This is a genomic window from Corynebacterium sp. LK2590, from assembly GCF_040946105.1.
Taxonomy (GTDB): domain Bacteria; phylum Actinomycetota; class Actinomycetes; order Mycobacteriales; family Mycobacteriaceae; genus Corynebacterium.
In genome coordinates, this window is record NZ_JAYWMH010000005.1 from 163,297 (window position 1) to 185,655 (window position 22,359).

Here is a 22,359-nt window from a genome sequence, read left to right on the forward strand (position 1 = left end):
TGGATTCCCCTCGAGCAAATAGTGTTCTTCGCGCCCCGCGGTCGCGGGCCGCTGGTGTTCATGCTCGCCGAGGTCGCCGCGGCTGTAAACCGCCGCCAGCCGCACCTGTGGATAAACCCCGCCCCCACGGCAAGAAATATGCCTATGTCTGGGGCGGGGTGGCATCGTTAAGCACTATGGGTGCTGGTGAGGTACCTACATCTGCCGGAAACGACTAATGTCACCATCCTCGCTCAGCCCGGCCAACATGCGGTTGTATTCCTCCAAATCGGCGTCGTGATCCACGTCCGCCTTCGCGTCGTGGCGGGCGGCGGTGTTGCGATCCTCCCGCAGCCAGTCGACGAAGAGCTTGCCGAAGACGATGACCAGCGGGAACTGCCCGAAGCCCCAGGCGATGCCGCCGCCCTCGCGCTGGTCCGCCAGCAGGTCGATGTCCCACGGCAGGTTCAGAGAATTGTAGAACTCCTCGCCCAGAATGGCGTTGAGCTGCATGAGGTAGACGCCCATGTAGAGGTGGACCGGCATGGACAAAAAGAGCACGAATAGCCGGATGTGCACCGGCGCGCGGTGAGGCAGCGGATCCGGGCCGATGACCTCCCAGAAGTAGAGGTAGCCGGACAGCAGGAACATCCAGTTCATCAGGACGTGGCCGGCGTGCTCGGAGATCGCGAACTCGTAGAAATCAAAGGAGAGGTAGATGGCGTAGAAGACCACCAGGAACTGCAGGAGGTTAACGCCCGGGTGCGTGATGGCGCGCAGGATCCGCGACTTCGTCACCGCCACGGCGTAGTCGTGCAGGCTGGGCCGGCCCGGCCGCCCCGCGGGGAAGGCCTCCATGATGAGGGTCAGCGGCGCGCCGAGCACCAGGAACAACGGGATGACCATGGACAGGACCATGTGCCCCAACATGTGCATGGAGTACATGGCCGGGAAGTACAGGCCGATGCCCGTCGACATCACGACGGTCATCCCCAGCGAGCCGAGCATCCACCAGGTGGTGCGCACAGGCGACCAGCTCAGCCCGATCTTGCGCAGCCGGTAGAGGGCGTAGATATACAGGCCCGCCAGCACCAGGCCGATGACGCCGAACATGATGTCAAAGCGGAAAAAGGTCCACACGTTCCAGAAGGTGGGTCGCTCAAAGAGCTCGTAGCCCAGCTGGATCTGCATGGAGTTCAGGTTGGGATCCCGCGGCGGCGGGGGCGGGGTGCGGCCCATGGTAATCGCCACGCCGACGGTGGCGGCCATGACGGCCACCTCCACCACCGCCACGCGCAGGAACAGGCGCGGGCGCTTGTCCAGCTGCGGGATGGTCAGCTGGCGGTGGACGAAGCCCAGAAAGGCCAGCACGACCAGCAGCACCGTCTTGGTGGTGATAATCAGCCCGTAGCGGGTGGTCAGCCAGTCCGACCACTCCACGCGGATGGCGGCGTTGACCACGCCGGAGGCGGCCATAGCCAGCGCGGCGACGAGCGCGAGCGTGGAATAGCGGCGCACCGCCTGCCCCATCTCCGGGCCCAGGCGCCGGCCGTGCGCGATGAGCGCCATGAGGCCGCCGACCCAGAGCACCACGAACAACAGGTGCCAGAGGTAGGAGTTGGTGCCGTAGTCGTGATCGCCGCCGGAGGCCGAGTGCCCGTCAAACCCCAGGGGCACCACCATGGTGATCGACAAAAAGAGCAGCACCGGCTGCAGGGACCACTGCTGACTAAAAAGGGTCAGCACGCCGACCAGCACCGCGATCACCGCGGTGGCCAGCCACGCCTGGGCGGTGGCCACCTGGGACAGCGCCAGGCCGAGCATGTCCGGGCTTAGGACCTGGACGAAAGGCGTGCCGGAAACGTCCGACATGACCAGCGGGATTTCCAGCAGGGAGACAATGGCCACGCCGAAGGAAGCAAACATGCCGGTGCGGGCGGCGAGGTGGCCGTCGACGGTTAAGGGGGCATCGATAAGCCGTTCGTTGTCCCCCTCCGGCACGGCCGGGGAGATGAGGAACGCCGAGGTCAGGTAGGAGCCCACGGCCAGGGCCATGAGCATCCAGGCCGCACCCCGGAAAGCCGGCAGGCCGACGGTGGTCAGGCGGCCCGGATCGGGAATGCCCAGGGCCTGCAGCGAGTCGGCGAGGAAGAACATCGAGATGAACCCTCCGACCACCCCGGCAAAGACCGTGGCTGCCGCGTAAATACCCCAGCTGGACCGCACCGCTGGGGTGCCGGAACTGGGGCGAGGCTTCTTCGTCGCATCCGCGTCGCTGGCGTGGCTGAAAGACATGCCGCTATTCTACTTCGGCGACGTTTCCATAACGAAAATGATTAATGGTCTATTTTCTGGCACGATGGGATTTATGGATTCTCGGCAACTCCACTACTTCCGCAGCGTGGTTGACCACGGCGCATTCACACATGCCGCGGCGGCGATGGAGATGACCCAGCCTTCGCTGAGCCTATCCATCCGCAAGCTCGAGGACGAGCTCGGCATCCAGCTGCTCAAGCGCAGCCGCGCCGGCGTCACCCCGACAGAAGCAGGCGATTATCTCTACAAGAGCGCAGTCAAGCTCGACGCCCTGCTGTCCCAGACAGCCCAGCGCATCAAGGAAATGGCCGGAGGGCTGGCCGGCTCCGTCTCAGTGTGCTCGGCGCCCGAGTTCAACTGGACCGTCATGCCCGCCGTCCTGCACCAGATGCTGCAGGAGGCCCCCGACGTCGAGGTCTACGTCGAAGACCCCTCCCCCAGCCTCACCCTCGAGCGGGTCCTGGACGGCACCGTCGACTTCGGCCTACTGCCGGTCACCGACCCCGCGGCGGTCGCGCGGCGCTTCTCCCGCCAGCTCGACGTCGTCGAGTTCGCCCGCTTCCCCTGGGTGGTCGGCCTGCCCGAGCGCCTGTCCGATCTGCCCGATCCGGTCTCGCTGTACGACATCCAAGACGAGACCTGGGTCGTCGTGCCCCGCAACCCGGAATTTATCGGGCTCGCGGAGCTGCTCGACGAGCTCTGGGAGGCCCACCCCGATGCCGTGCCCGCCCGCCGGCAGGAAATCTCCACCCTCCAGACCGCCATCCCGCTGGTCTCCGGCGGCCTAGGCGTGGCGCTGTTCCCGGAGACCGCCCGCACCTTCAAGTCCGAGGGCATCCACTACCGCCAGCTCAAGGAGGAGCTGCCGATGATGAGCGGCATCCTGCTCTCGCGGCGCGACGCGGATTATTCCCCGGCCGCCCGCCGGCTTATGGAGCTGGTCAAGAAGGTCGGGAAGGAGCGCGCCGAAAACGGCGCCGCGACCAGCTAGCCGCCCGTGCGCCGCCGGCCCGGACGCGTCGAGTAAAATCTGTCCTGCTGGCGGCTGGCGCCGGCCTCGCCCCTATAGCTCAGTGGATAGAGCAGCGGGTTTCTACCCCGCGTGTCCCGGGTTCGAATCCTGGTGGGGGCACCGCTTTGTCCCGCCTGAGCGGGACTAAAATAGCAGCCATGGAAATCACCCTGGCTACCTTCTCCCACTGGCCCACCGAGCTGGCCCCGCCGGGCCTGCGTTTCGACAACTGCTACCCGCCCGCCGCGGACTACCCCTCGGCCCGCAACGCGGTGCTGACCGGCCAGTACCCGCAGCGCCGTGCGCGCTACCGCATCTCCGACGTCTTCGCCGACGCCGGCTGGCGCGTCACCGAGGGCGCCGAGCCCGCCCAGCCAGGCGACAACGTCTTCCGCCTCTGGGAGGAGCCGGGCTCCCTGCCGGATTCCGGCGTCGTGGCGGTGGCCACGCTCAGCGATTCCCCGGGGCCGATGAGCATCTATTGGCCCGGCGTGGCCGAAGGCGGCACCTCCCAGGAACTCGTCTCGCCCATGGATCTGGCGCCCACGCTGGCCGCCATCGCGGGCCTGGACGTGCGCCCGAACGCCAGCCTGTCCCTCGACGGGCTCAACCTCATCCCCGTCATCCGCTACGGGGCCTCCGGGCACGCCGCGCTCTTTTTCGACAACGGCATCCGCATGCAGGACGCCAGCCTCATCGACGGCCACGCCAGCAAAGAATCCCGCCGGGCGGCCCTGCAGGAAGAATGGGATACCTGGCGGGAATTCATGGACTTCGGCCCGTTGCAGTAGCGCGGGGCCGGTCCTAGGCCTGCGGGCCTTCCGGCATGCAGATCCACAGCACGATGTAGATGGCCAGGCCCCAGGCGCCGGCCAGCGTGGCGATGGCGAACAGGGCGCGGACCAGGGTGGCATCGACGTTGTAGGCCTCGGCGATGCCGCCGCAGACGCCGGCAACGTAGCGGTCGGTGCTGGAGCGGTGGAGTTTGTCGTTCATGGGGGTTCTCTCCTTCGAGGGGTCGGGGTTTTCCTTTCACCTTCTATTCAAGCGTGGATCGACCCGCAGCGCATCAGGGTTTTTCCCTGAACTAACCCGGATCTTTTCGCTAGGCTAAAATGCACCGCCTAAAGGTGAAACGCACCCGCCGCGAAAGGACTTGAACCCGTCATGCCGAAAAACTCCGGACTGCCCTCCCCCACCCGCCATTCTTATGCCCTGATTACCGGCGCCAGCCAGGGCATCGGCGAGGCCATGGCCCGCGACCTGGCCGCCCTGGGCCACAACGTGGTCTTGGTCGCCCGGCGCAAGGAGGTGCTGGAAAAGATCGCGGGCGAGCTGCGCGCCGCCCACGACGTCGAGGCCGTGGCTTTCGATGCCGACCTCTCCCGCGCCGAGGACGTCGACCGGCTCATTGAGTTCATCGGCAGCCGGGAGATTAGCATCCTGGTCAATTCGGCGGGCATCGCTAGCTTTGGCCCCTTCATGGAGCAGGACTTCGACTACGAGACCAACCAGTTTCAGCTCAACGCCACGGCCGTGCACCGGATTACCCGCGCGGTGCTGGAGCAGATGCTGCCGCGGCGGCGGGGTGCCATCTGCAACGTGGGCTCGGCGGCCGGCAACATCCCCATCCCCAACAACGCCACCTACGTCTTCACCAAGGCCGGCGTCAACGCCTTTACGGAGGCGCTGCACTACGAGCTGGCCGGCAGCGGGGTCAGCTGCACGCTGCTGGCCCCCGGCCCGGTCCGGGATGCCGTCGTCCCCGCGGAGGAACAGTCCATCGTCGACAAGGTCGTGCCCGACTTTTTGTGGACGACCTACGAGTCCTGCTCGCAGGAGACCCTGGCGGCCATGGCTCGCAACCAGCGCCGCGTGGTGCCCGGCCCACTGTCCAAGGCGATGAACACGCTCAGCCAGGTCCTGCCGACGCCCCTCATCGCGCCGCTGGTGGGCAAGTTCTATTCGCAGATGGGGTAGCTAGACTGGTGGTTATGCAGAAGCAAGAGATAGCCCCCAAACACGACCGCCTGGTCTGGATCGATCTGGAAATGACCGGCCTGGATCCGGACCGCCACGTTATCGTGGAGGTCGCGGCCGTTATCACCGACGGCAACCTGAACATCCTGGGCGAGGGCATCGACCTCGTCGTCCACGCCACCGAGGACGAGCTGGCGCAGATGGACGACGTGGTCACCGAGATGCACGCCAACTCCGGGCTGGATACCGAAATCCGCGCCTCCCACACCACCGTCGAGCAGGCCGAGCAGGCCGTCCTCGAGCTGGTCGCGGCCCACTGCGACCCGGAGCACCCCGCCCCGCTGGCCGGCAATTCCATCGCCACGGACCGCACCTTCATCCGGCGCTACATGCCCCGGCTGGACCAGGCGCTGCATTACCGCATGATCGATGTCTCGACCATCAAGGAGCTGGCCCGGCGCTGGCACCCGAAGGCGTATTTCCACCAGCCCGACAAGGGGCTGGCCCACCGCGCGCTGCAGGACATCGTGGAGTCCATCCGCGAGCTGGACTACTACCGCCGCAGCGTTTTCCGCACCGACGGTGGCCCGGACAGCGGCCAGGCCCTCGAGGCGAAGGCCGAAAGCACCCACGCTTACCAGGCGTTTTTGTAATTCGCCATTGATGGGTTAACCTAAATAGCGCTGCTAAGGCAGCGATGGTGGCTGTAGTTCAGCTGGTAGAGCACCAGGTTGTGATCCTGGGTGTCGCGGGTTCGAGCCCCGTCAGCCACCCCAAAGTTAAAGCAGGTCAAGGATTCCTTGGCCTGCTTTTTGCTATTGCTTACTGTTGCGCAAGGAGCCTTTCGCTCTCGGCCCGGCCGGCGCGGTCCGGGATATCACCCGTCACCAAGAACTCTTCCACGCCCAGCTGGCTAGCAATTGCCGCTAGCTCCCGACGCACTGCGCCCGGCGTGCCGACGACGTGGTGGGCCTGGATGTCGCGCATGCGGGCGCGCTGCTGGCTGGTCATCGCGGCGAGATCCAGGTCCGCGGCCGGCACCAGCGGGCTAAACCGGCCGGTGGATTGGGCCATCGCCTGGGCGTAGGCCTCCGGGGCCAGCAGATCCGCGGCCTTTTCCTCTGTTTCCGCCACCGCGATATTCAGCGAGGAAATCACGTGCGGGGCGGGGCAAAACTCGCTGGATCGGAAGTTCGCGCGGTAGGTCTGGGCGGCCTTTAACTGGTTGGCCACCGGCCCGCCCAGGATGACGCCCAGCCCTAAGCGCCCGGCGGTGCGCGCGGAGGCGTAGCCGGCCAGCAGGAACAGGCCCACGTCGCCCTCGAGGCGCGGGCGGGCGGTCACGGCGGCATCGCCGCGCAGGTAGGACAGGAGCTCGTCTAGGTCGTCGCCGTAGCGCTCCCGGGCCTTGGGGTCTTGCCGAAGTGCGGCGCGCACCGGGGCGGTAAAGCCGACGGAATTGCCCAGGCCGATGTCCACCCTGCCCGGGTACAGCGCCGCCAGCGTCGCCACCTGCTCCGCGATGAGGAAGGGCGAGTGCCCGGGCACCATGATGCCCGCCGTGCCCACGCGCAGGCGCTGCGTGGCCGCCGCCGCGTGCGCCGCCATTAGTGCTGGCTGCCCGCTGGGGATGCCGTCGACGCCGTGGTGCTCGGCGACGGTGAAGCGCTCGAAGCCTAAGGACTCGACGTACCGGGCGTGCTCGGCGACCCCGCGCAAGGTCTCGGCCTCCGTTTCGGCCGGGGTTGCCGCGGCCCTATCTAAGACAGAAAAACGCATGCTCCCCACGGTAGTCATCGGCCGCGGGGAGCATGCGCTCCGCAAAGGTTGAGTTGGCTGGGCGGGCTAGGCGTTGCCCGCCTTCCAGTCCTCCCAGGACATGTTCCAGTCGCCGAGCCCGTCGTAGGGCGAGAGCACCCCGCCGGAGGTGTTCTTGACCAGGACGATGTCGCCGCGGCCGACCACCTGCTGGAACCACTGGGCGGCCTCCGGGGTGACGTTGATACAGCCGTGCGAGGTGTTGGTGTTGCCCTGCGCCCAGACCGACCACGGGGCGGAGTGGACGTAGATGCCCGAATAGGACATCTGCGTGGCATAGTCGACGACGGTCTGGTAGCCGCCGGCATCGAGAGCCAGGCCGAAGGTCGTGGAGTCCATCATGAGCTGATCGTGCTCGTCGCCGATGATGTAGCGGCCGTTCGGGGTGGCGTACTGGCCGTCGCGGCCCAGCGAGACCGGGATCTCGCGCAGCAGCTCCTGGTTCTTGTAGACCCGCATGGTCTTGGTGTTGTCGTCCACGATGGAGATGACCCGGTCGCCGATGGTGAAGCTGGCCTCGTTGTTGGAGCCGCCGAAAATCTTGTTACCCAGGTCGACGCCCTCGATCTCCGCCTTCGCGGTCACCTTCGTACCCGGCTCCCAGTACTCCTTCGGACGCCAGCGGACCTCGTAGTCGTTGACCCAGTGGAACGCGCCCTCGACCGCCGGGGAGGTCTCCACCGTCAGGGCCTCCTCGGCCTTCTTGCGGTCCGGCACGGGCACGCCGAAGCGGAAGTTCACGGTCTGCCCGACACCGACCTCGGCGCCGTCCAGCGGGGCCATGGCCACGTCCACGGTGCCGTTGGCCTCCGGGGTGGTGAACTGGACGGTCTTTTCCTTGCCGTTCTCGTCCTTGGCGTAGATGGTGTAGGTCCGGTTGTAGCCCAGCGTCTCGTCGCTCGACCAGGTCTTGCCGTCCTCCGAGAGCTTCTCTGCCACGACGTAGCCCTGCTCGTTGGTCATGGTGACGGTTTCCAGCCCCTTGCCCAGGGACTTCACGGTCACGGGTGTGAAGGGATCGACGTCTTCGGCCCCGTCCTTGACCGAGAATTCCGGAGCCTTCTTCTCCTTCTTGGCCACGCTGGTGGCACCGGCTTCCGATGCCTCACTGACCTCCGGCGCCCCCGCGTCCTGGCCTTCGGGATCACCAATCGTGCACGCGGCCAGCGAGACCGCCGTAACCGACGCAATCACCGTCACTGCGCCACGGCGCAGCAGCGAAATCGTCCTAGTCAAAACTCAAAACCCTTATCTAGCCTGGTTCTTTCAACCTGCAAGTCAACCTGCGAGTCAGCCGCCGAGCCGCCTTCGTCGCGGACTCGTCACCCAATCTCACTAACCATATCGACAAAATGGCCCCAAGTTGTACACAAAATTGACGCTCCGAGCACTTTGATACCTAATCGTTGCATTCCGAATGAAGCGCGCAATAACGTTGCGTTAATAGCCCGTAAAAACCTGGGATGACCAGCCGATTTTACTATTTTCTTTGAAGGGGTTAAAGTTATTTTCCGTTGCAAGGACAGCGGCCGAGAGATTGGCTCAAGTTTTTGAAACAATGCGCCATTAGCTCAATTGGCAGAGCAACTGACTCTTAATCAGTGGGTTCGGGGTTCAAGTCCCTGATGGCGCACCACCTCCCCCGCGGGCCGTGATTTCACTGGCCAGCGGGGGCTTTTTGGTTTTGCACCACCCAGATTTCCTCGCCGGCCAGATTTCCTCGCCGGCTAGATTTCCTCGCCGGCGATCTCGTAATCCTCGGCGTCGTGGACGGGAACCTCGGTGCCGTCGGACATCTTCAGGTCGGTCATCCGGTTGTCCGGATCCACCACGCCGATGTCGTGGCCGGACTCGCGCAGGCGGCGCAGGCCCTCCTTCAGCATGCGCCGGCCCATGCGGTTCGACCCGGTCACGCCGGACATGTCCAGCACCACGGCCTCGTTGTCGAAGTCCTGGTCGGCCAGCTCGTAGAGGATGGTCTCCGCGGCGTTGAAGTTGATTTGCCCCTGCAGGCGGAAGACGTAGGTGTCTTCTTCCTCGTGGATATCGCGGATGGGCGCGATACCGTAGCGCTCCTCCGTCGACATCAGGTGCAGGCCCATGTCGCGGGAGACCAGTTTGAAGGCCTCTACGCCACGCACGCTGTTGCCTTCCTTATTCAGCCGCGGCGAGAACGTCGCGATGCCCAACTGGCCCGGCAGCGTACCGATGAGCCCGCCGGCCACGCCCGATTTGGCGGGGATGCCGACCTCGGCCATCCAGCGGCCGGCGCCGTCGTACATGCCGGCCGAGCTCATCACCGACAGCGTCAGGCGGCACACGTCCGCGTCCAGGATCTTCTCCCCGGTGACCGGCTGGCGGCCGCCGTTGGCCAGCGTGGCCGACATCACGGCGAGGTCGCGTACGTCGACCAAGAGGGAGCACTGGCGGATATAGGTGGTCACGGCATCGGGGGCCTCGTCCTCGATGATGCCGTAGTTGCGCAGCATGTGCGCCAGGGACAAGTTGCGGTCGGAGTGCTCCAGCTCGGAGCCGCACACGCGCTCGTCCATGCCGAGCTCCCGGCCGGCCAGGCGCGACATATAGGAGCGGATGCGCTCGACGCGCTCGTCGACGGTCGAATCCACGCCGTTAATCAACTGCGTGACGGCGATGGCGCCCGCGTTGATCATCGGGTTGACCGGCCGGTGGTCCTCGGCGTTCAGCGACAGCTCGTTGAAGGCCTCGCCGGAGGGCTCCATGCCGACGATTTCGCGCACCGCTTCCAGGCCCAGCTCCTGCAGCGCCAGCGCGTAGACGAAGGGCTTGGAGATGGACTGGATGGTAAAGCGCTCCTCCCTATCGCCGGCGCTGTAGACGTTGCCCGTGGTCGTGCACATGGCCGCGGCCAGGTAGGAGGGGTTGGCGTCGGCCAGCTCGGGGATATAGTCCGCGACGGCGCCGCCGTCGGAATAGCGCACTTTGTCGAGGATCTCTTCGAGGTAAAAAGGAATCGGAGTTTTCACCCTGACCAGCCTACCGACAGTTAAACTAGTCCTCATGACTACGCACGCCGATGCCCTCCTCGTCGTCGACGTCCAGCACGACTTCTGCCCCGGCGGCGCGCTCGGCACTGAGCGCGGCAACCTGGTGGCAGACGGCATCGCTGGCGTTATTGCCGACTATCCCGCGGTGGTGGCCACCCTGGACTGGCACATCGACCCGGCCGGGCACTTCTCCGACAACCCCGATTTCGTCGACACCTGGCCGGTGCACTGCCTGGCCGACAGCGAGGGCGCCCGCCTGCACCCGGCGCTGCCGCAGGACCAGATCGACGAATTCTTCTACAAGGGCGCCTACACCGCCGCCTATTCCGGCTTCGAGGGCGCCAGCCAAGCGGGCACGTCGCTGGCGGACTACCTGCGGGGCCGGGGGATCAAGCGCGTGGACATCGTGGGTATTGCCACCGATCACTGCGTGCGCGCCACGGCCCTCGATGCCCTCCGCGAAGGCTTCGCCGTCACCGTGCGCCAGGACCTGTGCTCGCCGGTGAGCGAGGAGGCCGCGCAGGCCACCTTCGCCGAGCTACGCGCCGCCGGGGCCGAGCTGGCCTAAGACCTGTGGATAACCCCGCGTTGTATTCCGTGTAATACAAATTCGGCGAGTTATCCACAGCTTCGACCGCCTGGCTGTTGAGTCAGGGCGGCGGGCTTTCTAGCGTGAGGGTCATGCACGCACTCGAAGCCTCCATCCGAAGCCGCGCCGACGGCATCACGTACTTGTCCCTTGCCCGCGACCTCGACTACGACACCCTCCTAAGCTGGGGCGAAGACCCCAGGCCGCCCGCACGCTGCTAGGCCTGCGCGACCTATTCTTCAGCACCGCCTCTTTTTCCGCCCAGCGCGCCGCGGCCCGCGATGCCGCCGCCGAGACCGGCCACAGCTACGCCGCGCTGCTGGCCATCTACAGCCAGGTCAAGCGCCTCAAGCGGCAGTCCGATGCCATCTCCCTGCTCCTCGAGCTCGCCCGCACCCCGGGCGATGCCAAGAAGCTGCGCTCGCTGGGGCGCAAGCGCGTCAACGACATCCAGCCGCGGCCGCCGCGCAGCCCCGGAGTCAACGTCACCCGGCGCAGCGACGGGACGGCGACGCTGTCCATCACGGCCTCCTCGCTGGACATCGCGGACCTGCACGCTCATATCAAGACCGTCGAGGACGCGCGCGCCGTCTTCGAGCGCGGGGCCGAGCGCCCGCAGATCACCACCAACGTCGTCATCCAGCTGGACGAGTTCGTGCAGCTGCTCGATGGCTCTGGCCAGGACGTCGAGCTGCAGCTAACCAACGGCGGCCGGCTGACCGGGGCGGAGCTGGTCGGGCGCATCCTGAGCGATTACGGATACGTCGGGCTCTTCCACCCGGTGCACGGCCCGCTGAACCTGTACCGCAGCAAGCGGCTAGCCACCTGGAAGCAGCGCCACCTGGCCATGCTGGAAAACCCCACCTGCGCCTGGCCCGACTGCCGCGCGCCCGCCGAGGATTGCCAGGTCCACCACCTGCAGGCCTGGGCCGCGGGCGGGAACACCAACGCCGACAACCTCGTCACGTTGTGCCGCTACCACAACTCCGTCAACGACGACTCCCCCGCCCGCTCCCGCCGCGGGCGGCTCGTCCGCCGCCACGGGCGCGTGGTCTGGACCCCGCCCCGCCGCGGATGAACCGCCCCGGATGAACCACCGAGCATGAAAAAGACCCCCGCCTGGCAAAGAGGCGAAGGTCGGATTCGGAAGGATTTGGACTAAGGGGGAAATTACTTGCGCTGCGCGAGCAGGCGCTGCAGTTCCTTGATGTCGCTGGAACGGCGACGGGAACGGAAGACCGCGAAGGCGATCCCGCCAACAACGACGGCGGCGACGCCGGCCAGGGCGATCTGAACGTTCTTGTCCTGGAGCTTGTCCTGGGCGGCAGACTTGGCATCGTTAGCCAGGTTCTGCGGGCGGCTGCGGTCGGCCAGCTCGTCCAAGGTGCCGGCCAGTTGGCGACGGGTGCGCTCGATGTCGCGCTGGATGTCCTCAATACTGCGTGCCACGTTCTACTCCTGGTATTTCGCTTAAAGATTATCGGGTACGCGGACATTCTATCGCGTTTGCCGCCAGCGTGACGTATTGACCCAAACTCAGCCACCTGCCGGGCCGGGTATGGTGGATAGCATGACTGACCAACAGCGTTTAGAAGTAGGCGACACCGCCCCCGCATTCTCCTTGAGCGACGATAAAGGTAACACCGTCAGCTTGAGTGATTTCGCCGGCCAGCAGGTCCTGGTTTATTTCTACCCGCGGGCCAATACCCCGGGCTGCACCAAGGAGGCCTGCGATTTCCGCGACTCCCTGGAAGAACTCAACGACCGGCGTATCGCCGTCGTGGGCATTTCCCCGGACACCCCGGAGAAGCTGGCGAAGTTCCGCGCCGATCACGATCTCAACTTCCCGCTGCTGTCCGATCCGGACAAGGAGGTCATGACGGCCTACGGTGCCTTCGGCGAGAAGAAGAACTACGGCAAGGTCGTCCAGGGCGTTATCCGCTCCACGTTCTTGGTGGACGCCGAGGGCAAGATCGCCCTGGCTAAGTACAACGTCAAGGCCACCGGTCACGTGGCCCGCATCAGCAAAGAACTAGACGCCTAAATTATCCCTCGATGAGCACACCCTCCACCGACAACCCCGGAACTGACGCGAGCGAACAGGCCGGCACGGCCGAGATCCTTCTCCCGCGCCGGCGGCCGGCGCAGGCCCGCAGCCGCGAGCGGTTCAACCGGATTCTGCAGGCCGCGCGCAGCGTGCTCGTGGACTTAGGCTTTGAGTCTTTTACCTTCGACGAGGTCGCGCGCCGCGCCGAGGTGCCGATTGGCACTTTGTACCAGTTCTTCGCGAACAAATACGTCCTCGTCTGCGAGCTCGACCGCCAGGACACCGCCGAGAACCTAGCGGAGATCCAGCGCTTTTCCGAGCACGTTCCGGCGCTGCAGTGGCCGGACATTTTGGACGAATTTATCGATCACCTGGCCTCGATGTGGCGCAAGGACCCGTCCCGGCGGGCCGTCTGGCACGCCGTCCAGTCCACGCCGGCCACCCGCGCGACCGCCGCGGCCACCGAGCGCGAGATCTTGGAGCCGCTCGCCGACATCCTCGCCCCGCTGGCTACCGGCATGGACTACGAGGAGCGCATCGAGCTGGCCGGATTCCTGGTCCACACGGTCGTCTCCCTGCTCAACTACGCCATCCGCACCGAGGACGCCGATAGCTTCGCCTCCGTCGTCGGCGAGGTCAAGCGCATGCTGGTGGCCTACCTCTTCTCGGTGGCCACGACCTAGTGGCCACGACCTAAGCGCCGCACGCGCTAGCAGGAAATAATCACCGTCGCGACCGCGTAGTCGCCGTCGTGGGAGATGCTGAGGCTGGCCTGCCAGCCGGGGAGGGAGGCATCGATAGCCGTGCGGACCTGGCCGCTCACCTGCAGTCCGACCCTCCCCCACGCGTCCGGCTGGACGCTGATTTCGGCCCAGTCGACCTCGTGTTCCGCCAGCCGCGGCGGGCGCCCGTAGAGCGCCTGGGACCACGCCTTGATGAAGGCCTCCTTGGCCGCCCAGCGCCCCGCCAGGTGCTCGTCCCGGCGCGGCTTGGTCGCGGCCACCCGCTGCTCGAGGGCGGAAAAGACCCGCTCGAAGGTGGTGCCTTCCCGCCCCAGCTGCTCGGCTAAGCCCGGGATGTGGACGATGTCGGTGCCAACGGCGAACATCTAGCGCAGCTCCCCTCCCCGCAGGCGGGCCTGCGGATCCAGCAGTACCTGTGCTTCCCGCGCGGTGCCGCGCCCGCCCAGGTTGCGCCCCTTCGGCCGGGTATAGAGCGCTCCCTGGCCGTGCATGGCTCCGTCGCGGCGCTCCCACCCCGCGCGCTCGCGGCGGGCGGCCTGGGTGCGCCACTCGTTGAGCGCGAACTCACCCTTGGCCTGGCGCAGCGCCTGGGCGAACGCGCCCGGGTGCACCACGGCGATAAGCGCCGAGACGTGCCCGAAGCCCAGGGAGGTCACCAGGCCCGCCTTGATTTCCGCCGGCAGCGGGCTGCGCGGCCAGACCAGGTCCGGATACCGGCGCAGCTTGGGGTCGACGCAGTCCAGGGCCCGGTTCGGCGGGATGATACCGCGCCGCATGACCTGCATCAGCCCGATGAGCTGGAAGGCCGCCGCCCCACCCTTGGCGTGCCCGGTCAGGTGCTTTTGCGAGATCACGTACAGCGGGTTGCCCGGGGTGCGCCCGCTGGCCCGCGCCAGGCGCTGGTGCAGGTCGGATTCGTTCGGGTCGTTGGCCTCCGTCGAGGTGTCGTGCTTGCTGATAACGCGCACGTCATCCGCGTCCAGCCCGTACGGGGCGAGCGCGGCGGCCAGCCGGTTGTCCCGGGCGGCCGACAGCGCCCCCAGCCCAGGCGCGGGGATGGAGGTGTGCGCCCCGTCGGCGAAAGACTCCGCAAACGCCACCACGCCGAGCACCGGCAGGCCGAGCTCGGCCGCCACGTCGCCGCGGGTCAGCAGCAGCGCGCCGCCGCCGGCGGATTCCACGAAGCCGGCGCGCCGCCGGTCGTTGGGCCGGCTGAAATAGCGCTCCGCGATGCCCGCCGCCGCCAACGCCGCAGAATCCGCCGTGGCGGCCATCGCGCCGAAGCCGGTCACGGATTCCACGCTCATATCGTCGACGCCGCCGGCCACCACGAAGTCGGCCTTGCCCAGCCGCAGCTTGTCGGCGGCTTCCTCGACGGAGACCGCCGCGGTCGCGCACGCGGCCACCGGGTGGACCATCTGCCCGTAGCCGCCCACGTAGTCCTGCATGACATGCGCGGCGATGACGTTCGGCAGCGCCTCCTGCAGCACGTCGTTGTTGCGCGGCTGGCCCAGCAGGCGGTCGACGTAGAGGCCGCGCAGGGAGGCCACCCCGCCCATCCCGGTGCCCTGGGTGTTGCTGACCCGCGCCGGGTGGACGTGGGCGAGCAGCTCGGCGGGACTAAACCCGGCGGAGGTAAACGCCTCGACGGTGCAGATGAGGTTCCACACGGCCAGGCGGTCCAGGTTCTCCAGCATGTCGGCGGGGATGCCGTAGGCGGCCGGGTCGAAGCCGTCGGGCAGCTGCCCGCCCACAAACCGGGTCATCACGGTGCGCCGCGGCACGCGGATTTCGCTGCCCTTGGGGCGGGTGACCTGCCAGGCGTCGCCGACGGGACGTACCCGGGCGCCGGCGGCGGCGAAGGCGCGCGCACTGTCGGCATCCGCGGTGCTAAAGGTCAGGTCGCGGTCCAGGTAGACCGTGGTCAGCTCGCCGGCGAGGTTGTTCTGGATGCCGGCATCGTCGCGCAGGCGGCGCACGCCGACGCTGGCCTTGACCTCGTCGTGGAAGCGGGCGTAGATGTCAGCCTCGGCCACGGGCTCGCCGGCGGCGTCGACCCAGCCGTCCTCCCAGCGGATAAGCCCCATCGACCAGGCCAGCTCCACCACGCCGGCGGCGCTGAGATCGCCGCCGAGCTCCGCCTCGAAGCGGGTGCGCGCGCTGCCCCAGGGGCCGAGCTCGCCGGCGCCGACGACGACCACCATCTCCTCCAGGCCGGCCGCGACCTCGCCGAAGTCCGGCTCTGGGGCCGCGCCCTCGGCCAGGTTGGGCAGCGCCGGCACGACGCGCGCGCCCGGCTCCGCCTCGGTTTCTGCCGCGGCTGCCGATGCCTCCTGCCGCAGCGCCGCCAAATCCAGTTCGGCGGCCGCCAGTCCCCCGGTCAGGTCCAGGGCGACCGGCTCCTCGCGCGCGGCCCGGCGCGCGGCCGGGTTGGCGCCTTCGGCCAGCAGCTCGGCGGCCAGTTCGCGGGTATCCCAGGTGCGCACGCCGCGGGCCTCAGCGGCGGCGACCAGCGGATCGTTGGCCCCCATCAGGCCGGTGCCGCGCACCCAACCGATCTGGGCGTGCACCAGGCCCACGCGGTTGGCCCAGGCGGGTTCGCGGCGCCAGCGGTTCTCGATGGCATCAAGCGCCGCCTTGGCCTCGCCATAGGCGCCGTCGCCACCGAAGCGCCCGCGGTTGGGGCTGCCCGGCAGGACGACGTGGACGTGCTCCGAGATTCCAGCGGTGGCGGCGATGAGCCGCTCGACCGACCACAGCAGCAGGCGCATCTGGCGCTCGCTGCCCGCGCCCGCCTCGGCCAGGGTGCCGGCCACGCGCGGCGCGGCGAACGGGAAGAGCAGGGTCGGCGTCAGCGCCGGCTTCACTAGGCGCACCTCGGCGCCGACGGTGCGGGTGCGCTCGGTGCCGACCCAGTCGGCTAAGGCGTCGACGTCGGCAAACGATGCCACGTTGCACGGCACGACCCACAGCGCCGCCTGGCCCCGGGCGTGGTCGCGGTAGAGGCGGGTGAAAAAGTCCAGGCGCGCCTGGTCCAGTCGGGAGCTGGTCGCCACGACGGTGGCCCCGCCCCGCAGCAGCTCGGCGGTGATAGCCGCGGCGATGGAGCCCGGCGCGGCGCCGGTGACCAGCGCGCAGTCGGCGGCGTAGTCGAGGCCCGCCGGGTCCTTCCGGGCCGCGGCGGCGAGATCCGGGTGGCCGGAATACTCGGCGATGCGGGCGACCTCCTCGCCCGTTGCGGTCACGTCGCCGCGTCCCCGGGCGGCGTCCTCGCGCGCCGAGGCCCAGCGGTCGTCGAGCAGGACCGCCCGCGCCGGTTCGAAGGCCGGCCGCACGAACTCGGCCCAGCCCGCACCCAGCTCACGGTCGACGGCGGCGGCGAGCTCGCGCGCGCTATCGCCGTCCTCGTCGGCACCATCATCCTGGCCATCCGTGCCGGCGGCCTCCGGATCCAGCCGCTCGACCAAGTCGCGGGCGTTGGCGGTTAAGGCATCGGTGAGCTCGCCCAGGGCGGCCGGGTCAGCGGTGGCGGTCGCGGCCGCGGCCGGCTCCGGCAGCGGGGTGGTGATTCCGGCGGCGGCGACGGCAGCATCGATAGCCGCGTCGAGGCCTTCGGGCAGGCTGGCTAGCTCGCCGCCGCGCAGGGAGGCCCCAGTACGGGTGCCGTCGACCAGGTGGGCGAGCACGCGGTCCAGCCAGCCGGGGCCCAAGCCCCAGCGGCCGCGCACGCGTTCGGAAACGTAGGAGGTCGGCTGCGCGGCCGGGCCGGTCAGATCGCGCAGGCAGGTCTCCACCTGGGGCTGGAGCACCGGCCCGAAGGCCTGGTAGCCGCGGGCCTGCCGGTCGACTAGCTCGCCCAGGCTGGTCAGGTCGAGGTCGGCGGCGCCATCGATGGCGGCGATCCCCAGCTCGGTCGAGATATCCAGCAGCAGCTGGTTGCGCCGGGAGGACTGGCCCTCCACCAGGGACTCGATGGTGTCTTCCGGGCGCAGCTGGTCAAGGCGCACCTTGGTCCAGGCTGCCACCAGCAGCCGGAGGGCATCGCTGGGCAGCAGCGGCCGGTCCGCGGGGGTGTCTCCGGGGGCCGGTTGCTCGGGTGCGGTTGCTGGCGCTGGCTGCGGCGCGGCTTCCGACTCCGGATCGGGCTCGGCTACTGGTTCGGGCGCGGGTGCGGGGTCGGCATCGGTGGCGAAGACGACGGCCTCGTCGCGCTCGGCGTTGAGGATCTCCACGCGCGCCGCCCCCGGGTGCTGGCGCAGCATGTTCGCCAGGGTGGGCGCGCTGGCCACGCCGATTTCGACGAAGCGCTGCACGCCCAGCTGCCCCAGGGCGAGATCCTGGGTCTCGATCCAGCGCACCGGCGAGGCGAACTGCCAGGCCAAAAGCTCCACCAGCAGGGTGCGGCCGCGCTGCTGGGCCGGCTGCGTGCGCGCGGCGTCCAGCCACGGCGAGTCCACGACCTCCTCCATGGCCTGGATGAATTCCTCCCCCAGGTCAAACGGGCGGGCCACCAGGTTGGGAATGTAGCGGCCAATCAGCCGGTCCAGGTCGATATCGGCCGTGATGAGCTGGTCGAGGTGCCGGCGGAAGTCGTCCACCCCGTCGCGCAGGCGGGAGGAATGGAAGGGCACGTCCACGCCGGGGATGAGGACGAAGGCGCGCTCGCCGCGGGAGGCGGCATCGGCTTCGAGGGCGCGCAGCCCGGCGCGCGTTCCGGCGACAGCGTACTGCTTGCCCTTGACGTTGTAGTTGACGATCTCCAGGAATTCGCCCGTAATCGCCGACAGCTGGCTGACGTAGTCGAAAACGTCCGCGTCCGACATTCCCATCTTGTGCGGGCGCAGCGCGGCCAGCCCGTAGTTGGAGTTGCCGTCGCCGTCCCGCGGGACCAGGCGGTGCATGGTCAGCCCACGCTGGTAGACGATCTCGATGACCGCCTCCACCGAGAGCACGTCCGCAAAGGCGGCCAGCGCGTTGTACTCGCCCACCGAGTGCCCCGCGAAGAAGGCGTGCTCTTCCAGCACCCCGGCCTCGCGCAGCTGGGCGACCTGCGCGCAGCCCAGCGTGGCCATGGCCACCTGGGTGAACTGGGTCAGGTACAGCACGCCGTCGGGGTGGGAAAAGCTTTCGCCGGCCACCTGCACCTCGGGCGGGTTGCGGCGCACGATGTCCAGGATGGAAAAGCCCAGCGCCTGCCGGGTGTGGGCGTCGGCGCGGTCCCAGACGGCGCGCGCGGCTGGGGAGGCGGCGTAGGCTGCCATCCCCATGCCGGGCGACTGGATGCCCTGACCGGGGAAGGCGTACCACGTCACCGGCGCGGCCAGCTGGGCGGTCGCCTCCAGCACGGGGACGCCGCCCACCGTGGCGGTCACGGTGCGCACTTCCCCGCCGGCGGCCTGCCCGGTCCGCGCGGTGGAAAACTCGACGGTCTGCCCCGGCAGGACCGGGGCCAGCAGGCGCGCGTGCCAGCCCACGATGTTCTCGCCGGCGGCCAGCTGCGCCAGCGCGGAGGTCCACATGCCGTGGACTATCGGGCCCTGGGCCAGGCCGGTCGCCCGCGCCAGGTCCTCGTCGGTGTGGATGGGGTTGAAGTCGCCGGTGACCTGGGCGAAAGGCCGCATGCTATCCGGCGCGACCACCTGGGCCTGGCCGCGGCTAAGCCGCGGGGTCGGGCGCGCGGCCGGGTCCGTGACGTCCAGTGCCGGCAGCGTTTCGGCTCCGGCCGCACCGGAGATCAGAAAGCGCTCGGTCAGCGTTGCCAGGTGCTGGTGCCCGCTCACGATGCCGACTTCCACCTCCAGCACCCGCCCCCGCGCGGTGGCAAAATCATGCGCAAGGTGGGCCTTCACGCTGACCGAGGCGCCGTGCTGCGGCAGCTCGGAGCGCAGGCGCACCGCGTGCTCCAGGTGGACCAGACGGAGCAGGCCCTCGACGGCGTCGGTGTCCGCGATGACCGCGAAGATGGCCGGCCAGGCCGGCCCCACCAGCGCGTCGGCGGCCAGGCCGGACGCGCCCGCCAGGTAGCCCGCGGTGACGGTCTGGTAGTCCGCGCAGTTCAGCGTCGTCGACCACGCCGCCGCCCCGCCAACGACCTCCGGCAGCTGCCCGCCGGCGGCCCGGCACGCCAGCTCCCGCATGGCCTGGTACGCCGAATCCGCGCCCACGACGGGCACGGTCGCCGCCTGAGGCAGCGCCACCGTCACGCCCAGGCCGGGCACGCGGTATGCCCCATCCGCGTCTTCTTCCAGGCCCAGCCGGCGCGCCGGGTTGGGAACCGGGTGGCCGGCCCATTCCCAGGCCGGCGCGGACAGGATCCGCTCGCGATCGCTCGCCGCGGGCCCGGTGGACTCCGCGCGGGCGGCCGCGGCGGCCACGAACCGGCCCAGCAGCTCGGCGACGGGCTCGTCGACGCGATCAATCCCGGCCACGGAGCGCGGCGAGGGGATGATGGAGACGGCGTCGGCCGGGTAGCGGGCATCGTGGGCCTGCCAGAGCGAGTCCGTGCGCCACCACCAGCGCACGTCCTCGTCGATGACCGGCACGAAGTTGGCGGGCTTGCCGGGGCCTTTGAGGAGATCGATGAACCAGGCGGCATCGGTGGCGCACAGGTGCTGGGTGCCGGCCTGCGGGTAGCTGGCCAGCAGGTCGGCCAGGTTTCCCGCGTCCAGCTCGCCGGCGGGCAGCTGGGAGGCGAACTCGCCGTGGTCAGCGGGGTGCAGGCGGGCCTCGGCGCGCAGGAGCATCTGCGCGAACCGGGCGCGCCAGGAGTCATCGACCCACCCGCCGCAGTGGGACAGCTCGAGGTAGCGCTCCAGCCAGCGCCGGTAGGTCAGGCTGGTCAGGTCGCCGAAATATGGCTTGCAGGTGGCATCCAGGGCGCTGATGATTTCGGCGCGGCGGGCGCGCACGGCATCGGCGTCGCCGGCCACGGCGTCCAGCAGCCGGCCGGCCTGGGCGAAGGAATTATCCACCTCGTGGATGTCGGCGCCCAGCTGCGAGCGGCCCGAGGACATGCCGGCGCGGGCGGTGCCGGCCGCGATGAAGCCGTCTGTGCCGGAGGCGGCGACGAGGGCGCGCTTGACGGCCGGGGAGGTGGTCGCCTCCCGCGTGGCCATGGCGGCGGTGCCGACCAGGATGGCATCGACGGGCATGTCCGGGCGGCCGTAGGCGCGCGCCCAGGCGCCGGTCAGGTACTCCGCGCCGCGCTCCGGCGTGCCGATGCCGCCGCCGACGGCCAGGTAGACGTTCTCCGCGGCGCGGATGCGCGCGTAGGTGGCCAGTAGCAGCTCGTCCAGGTCCTCCCAGGAGTGGTGCCCGCCGGCCAGGCCGCCCTCCAGCTGCATGATGACGGGGGCGGGTGCCACCTCGCGCGCGATCTCCAGCACCTTATCGACGTGGTGCACCGCGCCGGGCTTGAAAGCCACCCAGGGGATATTGCCCACCCGCAGGCTCCGGTAGATCTCCACCGCCTCGTCCAGCGGCGGGATGCCGGCCGAGCACACGATGCCGTTGATCGGCGCCCCGTTCGCCCGCGCGGCGGGTACCTGCCGCTGGCCGGCCACCTGGCGACGCCACTGGCGGGGGTTGAGGTAGAGCGCGTTGAACTGCGCGTTCACGCCCGGGGCGAGGTGCTCGCGCAGGTAGTCGAGGTTGTCTTCGAGCAGCTGGTCCGTGGCCTGCCCGCCGCCGGCGAGCTCGGCCCAGTACCCGGCGTTGGCCGCGGCCGCCACGATGGCCGGGTCCACCGTGGTGGGCGTCATGCCGGCCAGTAGCACGGCCTGGTAGCCGGTCAGGCTGGTAAAGCGGGTCACCAGCTCGCCGTCGGCCGTGGTGCGCGGGGCAAAATCGCTGTACGGGCGGGGCGGGGCCAGCTGGTGGCCGGGATCAATAAGCCGGGCCTGCCCGGTCGCGGTGCCGACCGCGAGCACCCCGATGCCGCGGCCCTCCACGATCTTCTCGGTCAGGGGTCGCACGCCTTCTTCCGGGCCGACCTCCAGGATCCACCGCGCGCCGGCGGCGGCGAGGCGGTCGACCTGCGCCGGCCAGTCGATGACGTCGGTGAGCACCGCGCGGGCGGCCCGCTCCGCGACGGCCGCGTCTAGGCCCACCTGCTGGGCCCAGTCCACGACCTGGTCGACGGCCTCGCCCATGCGCGGGTGGTGGAAGGCCGCGGCCACCTTGAGCGGCTGCGCCTCCACCCCCAGGGCGCGGGCGACGGCAAGGTTGTCGGCGGGCGGGCCGGACAGGACGGCATCCTGGGCGCTGTTGTGCAGGCCGATGACCGTGTCCGCGCCGGTGTCCCGGATGGCCGCGGCGATGTCCTGCGGGTCTGCGGCGACGGCGACCATGGGGGCGGCGTCGTTATCGCGGACCAGCCCGTAGCGCCGCGCCGTGTGCGTCATCGCCGCGCCGATGAGCTGGGCAATCGCCAGCATCTCCGCGCGGCCAGCCTCCCCGTCGAGCACGAATTCGGCCAGCCGGCCTTGGGAGTGGCCGGCGGCGGCGACGGCATCGCTAGCCACTAGCCCCTGGGCGGCCAGGGCGTCGAGCAGGTTCAGCTGGGCCAGGAAGATGCCGGGCACGGATACCTCGGGGGCGCTGAGATCCCAGGCCGGCGGCTGTTGCGCCCAGTCGAAGGGGCGGAAGCCGCGGGGGCGCCGGCCGGCCAGCTCGGCGGCAAGCGGCTCCAACAGCTGCGCGGCCTTGTCCACCGTGGCGTGCAGTTCACGGTCGGCGCCGCGCAGCGAGTCGGCCCAAGAAAAACCCTGTCCCGAAAAGGACAGGGCGAAAGGTTCACGAGGATTCACGGTGAGCTGCTCCTTGTCCAGGTTGGTGCTCACCTAAGGCTA

17 protein-coding genes and 3 tRNA genes are annotated in these 22,359 nt (G+C 68.9%); 11 read left to right on the forward strand and 9 right to left on the reverse strand.

Annotated elements, in window-relative coordinates; all coding sequences use genetic code 11:
- Window positions 1–195: 195 nt before the first annotated feature.
- Window positions 196–2,274 carry a cytochrome c oxidase assembly protein gene (locus VVR85_RS07840; protein ID WP_368520373.1) on the reverse strand — a complete coding sequence of 693 codons (2,079 nt, stop codon included), beginning with the start codon at window positions 2,272–2,274 and terminating at the stop codon, window positions 196–198.
- Between the two features lie 73 nt (window positions 2,275–2,347).
- Between VVR85_RS07840 and VVR85_RS07845 the strand changes: the two genes are divergently transcribed.
- From VVR85_RS07845 to VVR85_RS07855, 3 genes are all read left to right on the forward strand, one after another.
- Complete coding sequence (locus VVR85_RS07845; protein ID WP_368520374.1) at window positions 2,348–3,286, forward strand: LysR family transcriptional regulator; 939 nt, start codon at window positions 2,348–2,350, stop codon at window positions 3,284–3,286.
- Between the two features lie 68 nt (window positions 3,287–3,354).
- Window positions 3,355–3,427: transfer RNA gene (locus VVR85_RS07850), tRNA-Arg, on the forward strand.
- A 38-nt stretch (window positions 3,428–3,465) separates the two neighbouring features.
- Window positions 3,466–4,098: a hypothetical protein gene (locus VVR85_RS07855; RefSeq protein WP_368520375.1), complete on the forward strand. Its 633-nt coding sequence runs from the start codon at window positions 3,466–3,468 to the stop codon at window positions 4,096–4,098.
- A gap of 13 nt (window positions 4,099–4,111) precedes the next feature.
- Here VVR85_RS07855 and VVR85_RS07860 read toward each other — a convergent pair whose 3' ends face one another.
- Window positions 4,112–4,303 carry a PspC domain-containing protein gene (locus VVR85_RS07860; protein WP_368520376.1) on the reverse strand — a complete coding sequence of 64 codons (192 nt, stop codon included), beginning with the start codon at window positions 4,301–4,303 and terminating at the stop codon, window positions 4,112–4,114.
- A 171-nt stretch (window positions 4,304–4,474) separates the two neighbouring features.
- Between VVR85_RS07860 and cmrA the strand changes: the two genes are divergently transcribed.
- The 3 genes from cmrA (at window position 4,475) to VVR85_RS07875 (ending at window position 6,063) form a co-directional block, all read left to right on the forward strand.
- On the forward strand, window positions 4,475–5,287 hold the full coding sequence (gene cmrA, locus VVR85_RS07865) for a mycolate reductase (RefSeq protein WP_368520377.1): 813 nt from the start codon (window positions 4,475–4,477) through the stop codon (window positions 5,285–5,287).
- Window positions 5,288–5,301: 14 nt separating this feature from the next.
- Window positions 5,302–5,940 (forward strand): oligoribonuclease, encoded by a 639-nt coding sequence (orn, locus tag VVR85_RS07870; RefSeq protein ID WP_368520378.1) that lies wholly within the window; start codon window positions 5,302–5,304, stop codon window positions 5,938–5,940.
- 47 nt (window positions 5,941–5,987) lie between these two features.
- Window positions 5,988–6,063 (forward strand) — tRNA-His (locus VVR85_RS07875).
- A 46-nt stretch (window positions 6,064–6,109) separates the two neighbouring features.
- Here VVR85_RS07875 and VVR85_RS07880 read toward each other — a convergent pair.
- On the reverse strand, window positions 6,110–7,066 hold the full coding sequence (locus VVR85_RS07880) for an MsnO8 family LLM class oxidoreductase (RefSeq protein ID WP_368520379.1): 957 nt from the start codon (window positions 7,064–7,066) through the stop codon (window positions 6,110–6,112).
- A 66-nt stretch (window positions 7,067–7,132) separates the two neighbouring features.
- A complete protein-coding gene (locus VVR85_RS07885; RefSeq protein WP_368520380.1) occupies window positions 7,133–8,341 on the reverse strand; it encodes an Ig-like domain-containing protein in 1,209 nt (402 codons plus the stop codon).
- 324 nt (window positions 8,342–8,665) lie between these two features.
- Between VVR85_RS07885 and VVR85_RS07890 the strand changes: the two genes are divergently transcribed.
- Window positions 8,666–8,741 (forward strand) — tRNA-Lys (locus VVR85_RS07890).
- 91 nt (window positions 8,742–8,832) lie between these two features.
- On the opposite strand, the gene VVR85_RS07895 is transcribed toward VVR85_RS07890, so the two are convergent.
- Entirely contained in the window at window positions 8,833–10,110 is a 1,278-nt protein-coding gene (locus VVR85_RS07895) for a glutaminase (RefSeq protein ID WP_368520381.1), read from the reverse strand.
- A gap of 34 nt (window positions 10,111–10,144) precedes the next feature.
- Between VVR85_RS07895 and VVR85_RS07900 the strand changes: the two genes are divergently transcribed.
- Window positions 10,145–10,699, forward strand: coding sequence for an isochorismatase family protein (locus tag VVR85_RS07900; RefSeq protein WP_368520382.1), 555 nt, complete (start codon window positions 10,145–10,147; stop codon window positions 10,697–10,699).
- Between the two features lie 253 nt (window positions 10,700–10,952).
- Here the strand turns inward: VVR85_RS07900 and VVR85_RS07905 are convergent, their stop codons facing one another.
- A complete protein-coding gene (locus tag VVR85_RS07905; protein ID WP_368520383.1) occupies window positions 10,953–11,282 on the reverse strand; it encodes a hypothetical protein in 330 nt (109 codons plus the stop codon).
- Window positions 11,283–11,375: 93 nt separating this feature from the next.
- Between VVR85_RS07905 and VVR85_RS07910 the strand changes: the two genes are divergently transcribed.
- On the forward strand, window positions 11,376–11,798 hold the full coding sequence (locus VVR85_RS07910) for an HNH endonuclease signature motif containing protein (RefSeq protein WP_368520384.1): 423 nt from the start codon (window positions 11,376–11,378) through the stop codon (window positions 11,796–11,798).
- 92 nt (window positions 11,799–11,890) lie between these two features.
- Here the strand turns inward: VVR85_RS07910 and VVR85_RS07915 are convergent, their stop codons facing one another.
- On the reverse strand, window positions 11,891–12,169 hold the full coding sequence (locus VVR85_RS07915) for a DUF3618 domain-containing protein (RefSeq protein WP_070769608.1): 279 nt from the start codon (window positions 12,167–12,169) through the stop codon (window positions 11,891–11,893).
- A gap of 121 nt (window positions 12,170–12,290) precedes the next feature.
- On the opposite strand from VVR85_RS07915, the gene bcp reads away from it, so the two are divergent.
- Window positions 12,291–12,764 carry a thioredoxin-dependent thiol peroxidase gene (bcp, locus tag VVR85_RS07920; protein WP_368520385.1) on the forward strand — a complete coding sequence of 158 codons (474 nt, stop codon included), beginning with the start codon at window positions 12,291–12,293 and terminating at the stop codon, window positions 12,762–12,764.
- 11 nt (window positions 12,765–12,775) lie between these two features.
- Window positions 12,776–13,450, forward strand: coding sequence for a TetR/AcrR family transcriptional regulator (locus tag VVR85_RS07925; RefSeq protein ID WP_368520386.1), 675 nt, complete (start codon window positions 12,776–12,778; stop codon window positions 13,448–13,450).
- A gap of 26 nt (window positions 13,451–13,476) precedes the next feature.
- On the opposite strand, the gene VVR85_RS07930 is transcribed toward VVR85_RS07925, so the two are convergent.
- On the reverse strand, window positions 13,477–13,875 hold the full coding sequence (locus VVR85_RS07930) for a holo-ACP synthase (protein ID WP_368520387.1): 399 nt from the start codon (window positions 13,873–13,875) through the stop codon (window positions 13,477–13,479).
- On the reverse strand, window positions 13,876–22,350 hold the full coding sequence (locus VVR85_RS07935; protein ID WP_368520388.1) for a fatty acid synthase subunit beta domain-containing protein: 8,475 nt from the start codon (window positions 22,348–22,350) through the stop codon (window positions 13,876–13,878).
- Between the last annotated feature and the right edge of the window lie 9 nt (window positions 22,351–22,359).

Bases quoted from the DNA above. Each gene is read 5' to 3' on its own strand.
- VVR85_RS07840 (WP_368520373.1), bottom strand. From the start codon at position 2,274: ATGTCTTTCAGCCACGCCAGCGACGCGGATGCGACGAAGAAGCCTCGC.
- VVR85_RS07845 (WP_368520374.1), top strand. From the start codon at position 2,348: ATGGATTCTCGGCAACTCCACTACTTCCGCAGCGTGGTTGACCACGGC.
- VVR85_RS07855 (WP_368520375.1), top strand. From the start codon at position 3,466: ATGGAAATCACCCTGGCTACCTTCTCCCACTGGCCCACCGAGCTGGCC.
- VVR85_RS07860 (WP_368520376.1), bottom strand. From the start codon at position 4,303: ATGAACGACAAACTCCACCGCTCCAGCACCGACCGCTACGTTGCCGGC.
- cmrA (WP_368520377.1), top strand. From the start codon at position 4,475: ATGCCGAAAAACTCCGGACTGCCCTCCCCCACCCGCCATTCTTATGCC.
- orn (WP_368520378.1), top strand. From the start codon at position 5,302: ATGCAGAAGCAAGAGATAGCCCCCAAACACGACCGCCTGGTCTGGATC.
- VVR85_RS07880 (WP_368520379.1), bottom strand. From the start codon at position 7,066: ATGCGTTTTTCTGTCTTAGATAGGGCCGCGGCAACCCCGGCCGAAACG.
- VVR85_RS07900 (WP_368520382.1), top strand. From the start codon at position 10,145: ATGACTACGCACGCCGATGCCCTCCTCGTCGTCGACGTCCAGCACGAC.
- VVR85_RS07905 (WP_368520383.1), bottom strand. From the start codon at position 11,282: ATGAGCGTGCAGGTCCGCGATGTCCAGCGAGGAGGCCGTGATGGACAG.
- bcp (WP_368520385.1), top strand. From the start codon at position 12,291: ATGACTGACCAACAGCGTTTAGAAGTAGGCGACACCGCCCCCGCATTC.
- VVR85_RS07925 (WP_368520386.1), top strand. From the start codon at position 12,776: ATGAGCACACCCTCCACCGACAACCCCGGAACTGACGCGAGCGAACAG.
- VVR85_RS07930 (WP_368520387.1), bottom strand. From the start codon at position 13,875: ATGTTCGCCGTTGGCACCGACATCGTCCACATCCCGGGCTTAGCCGAG.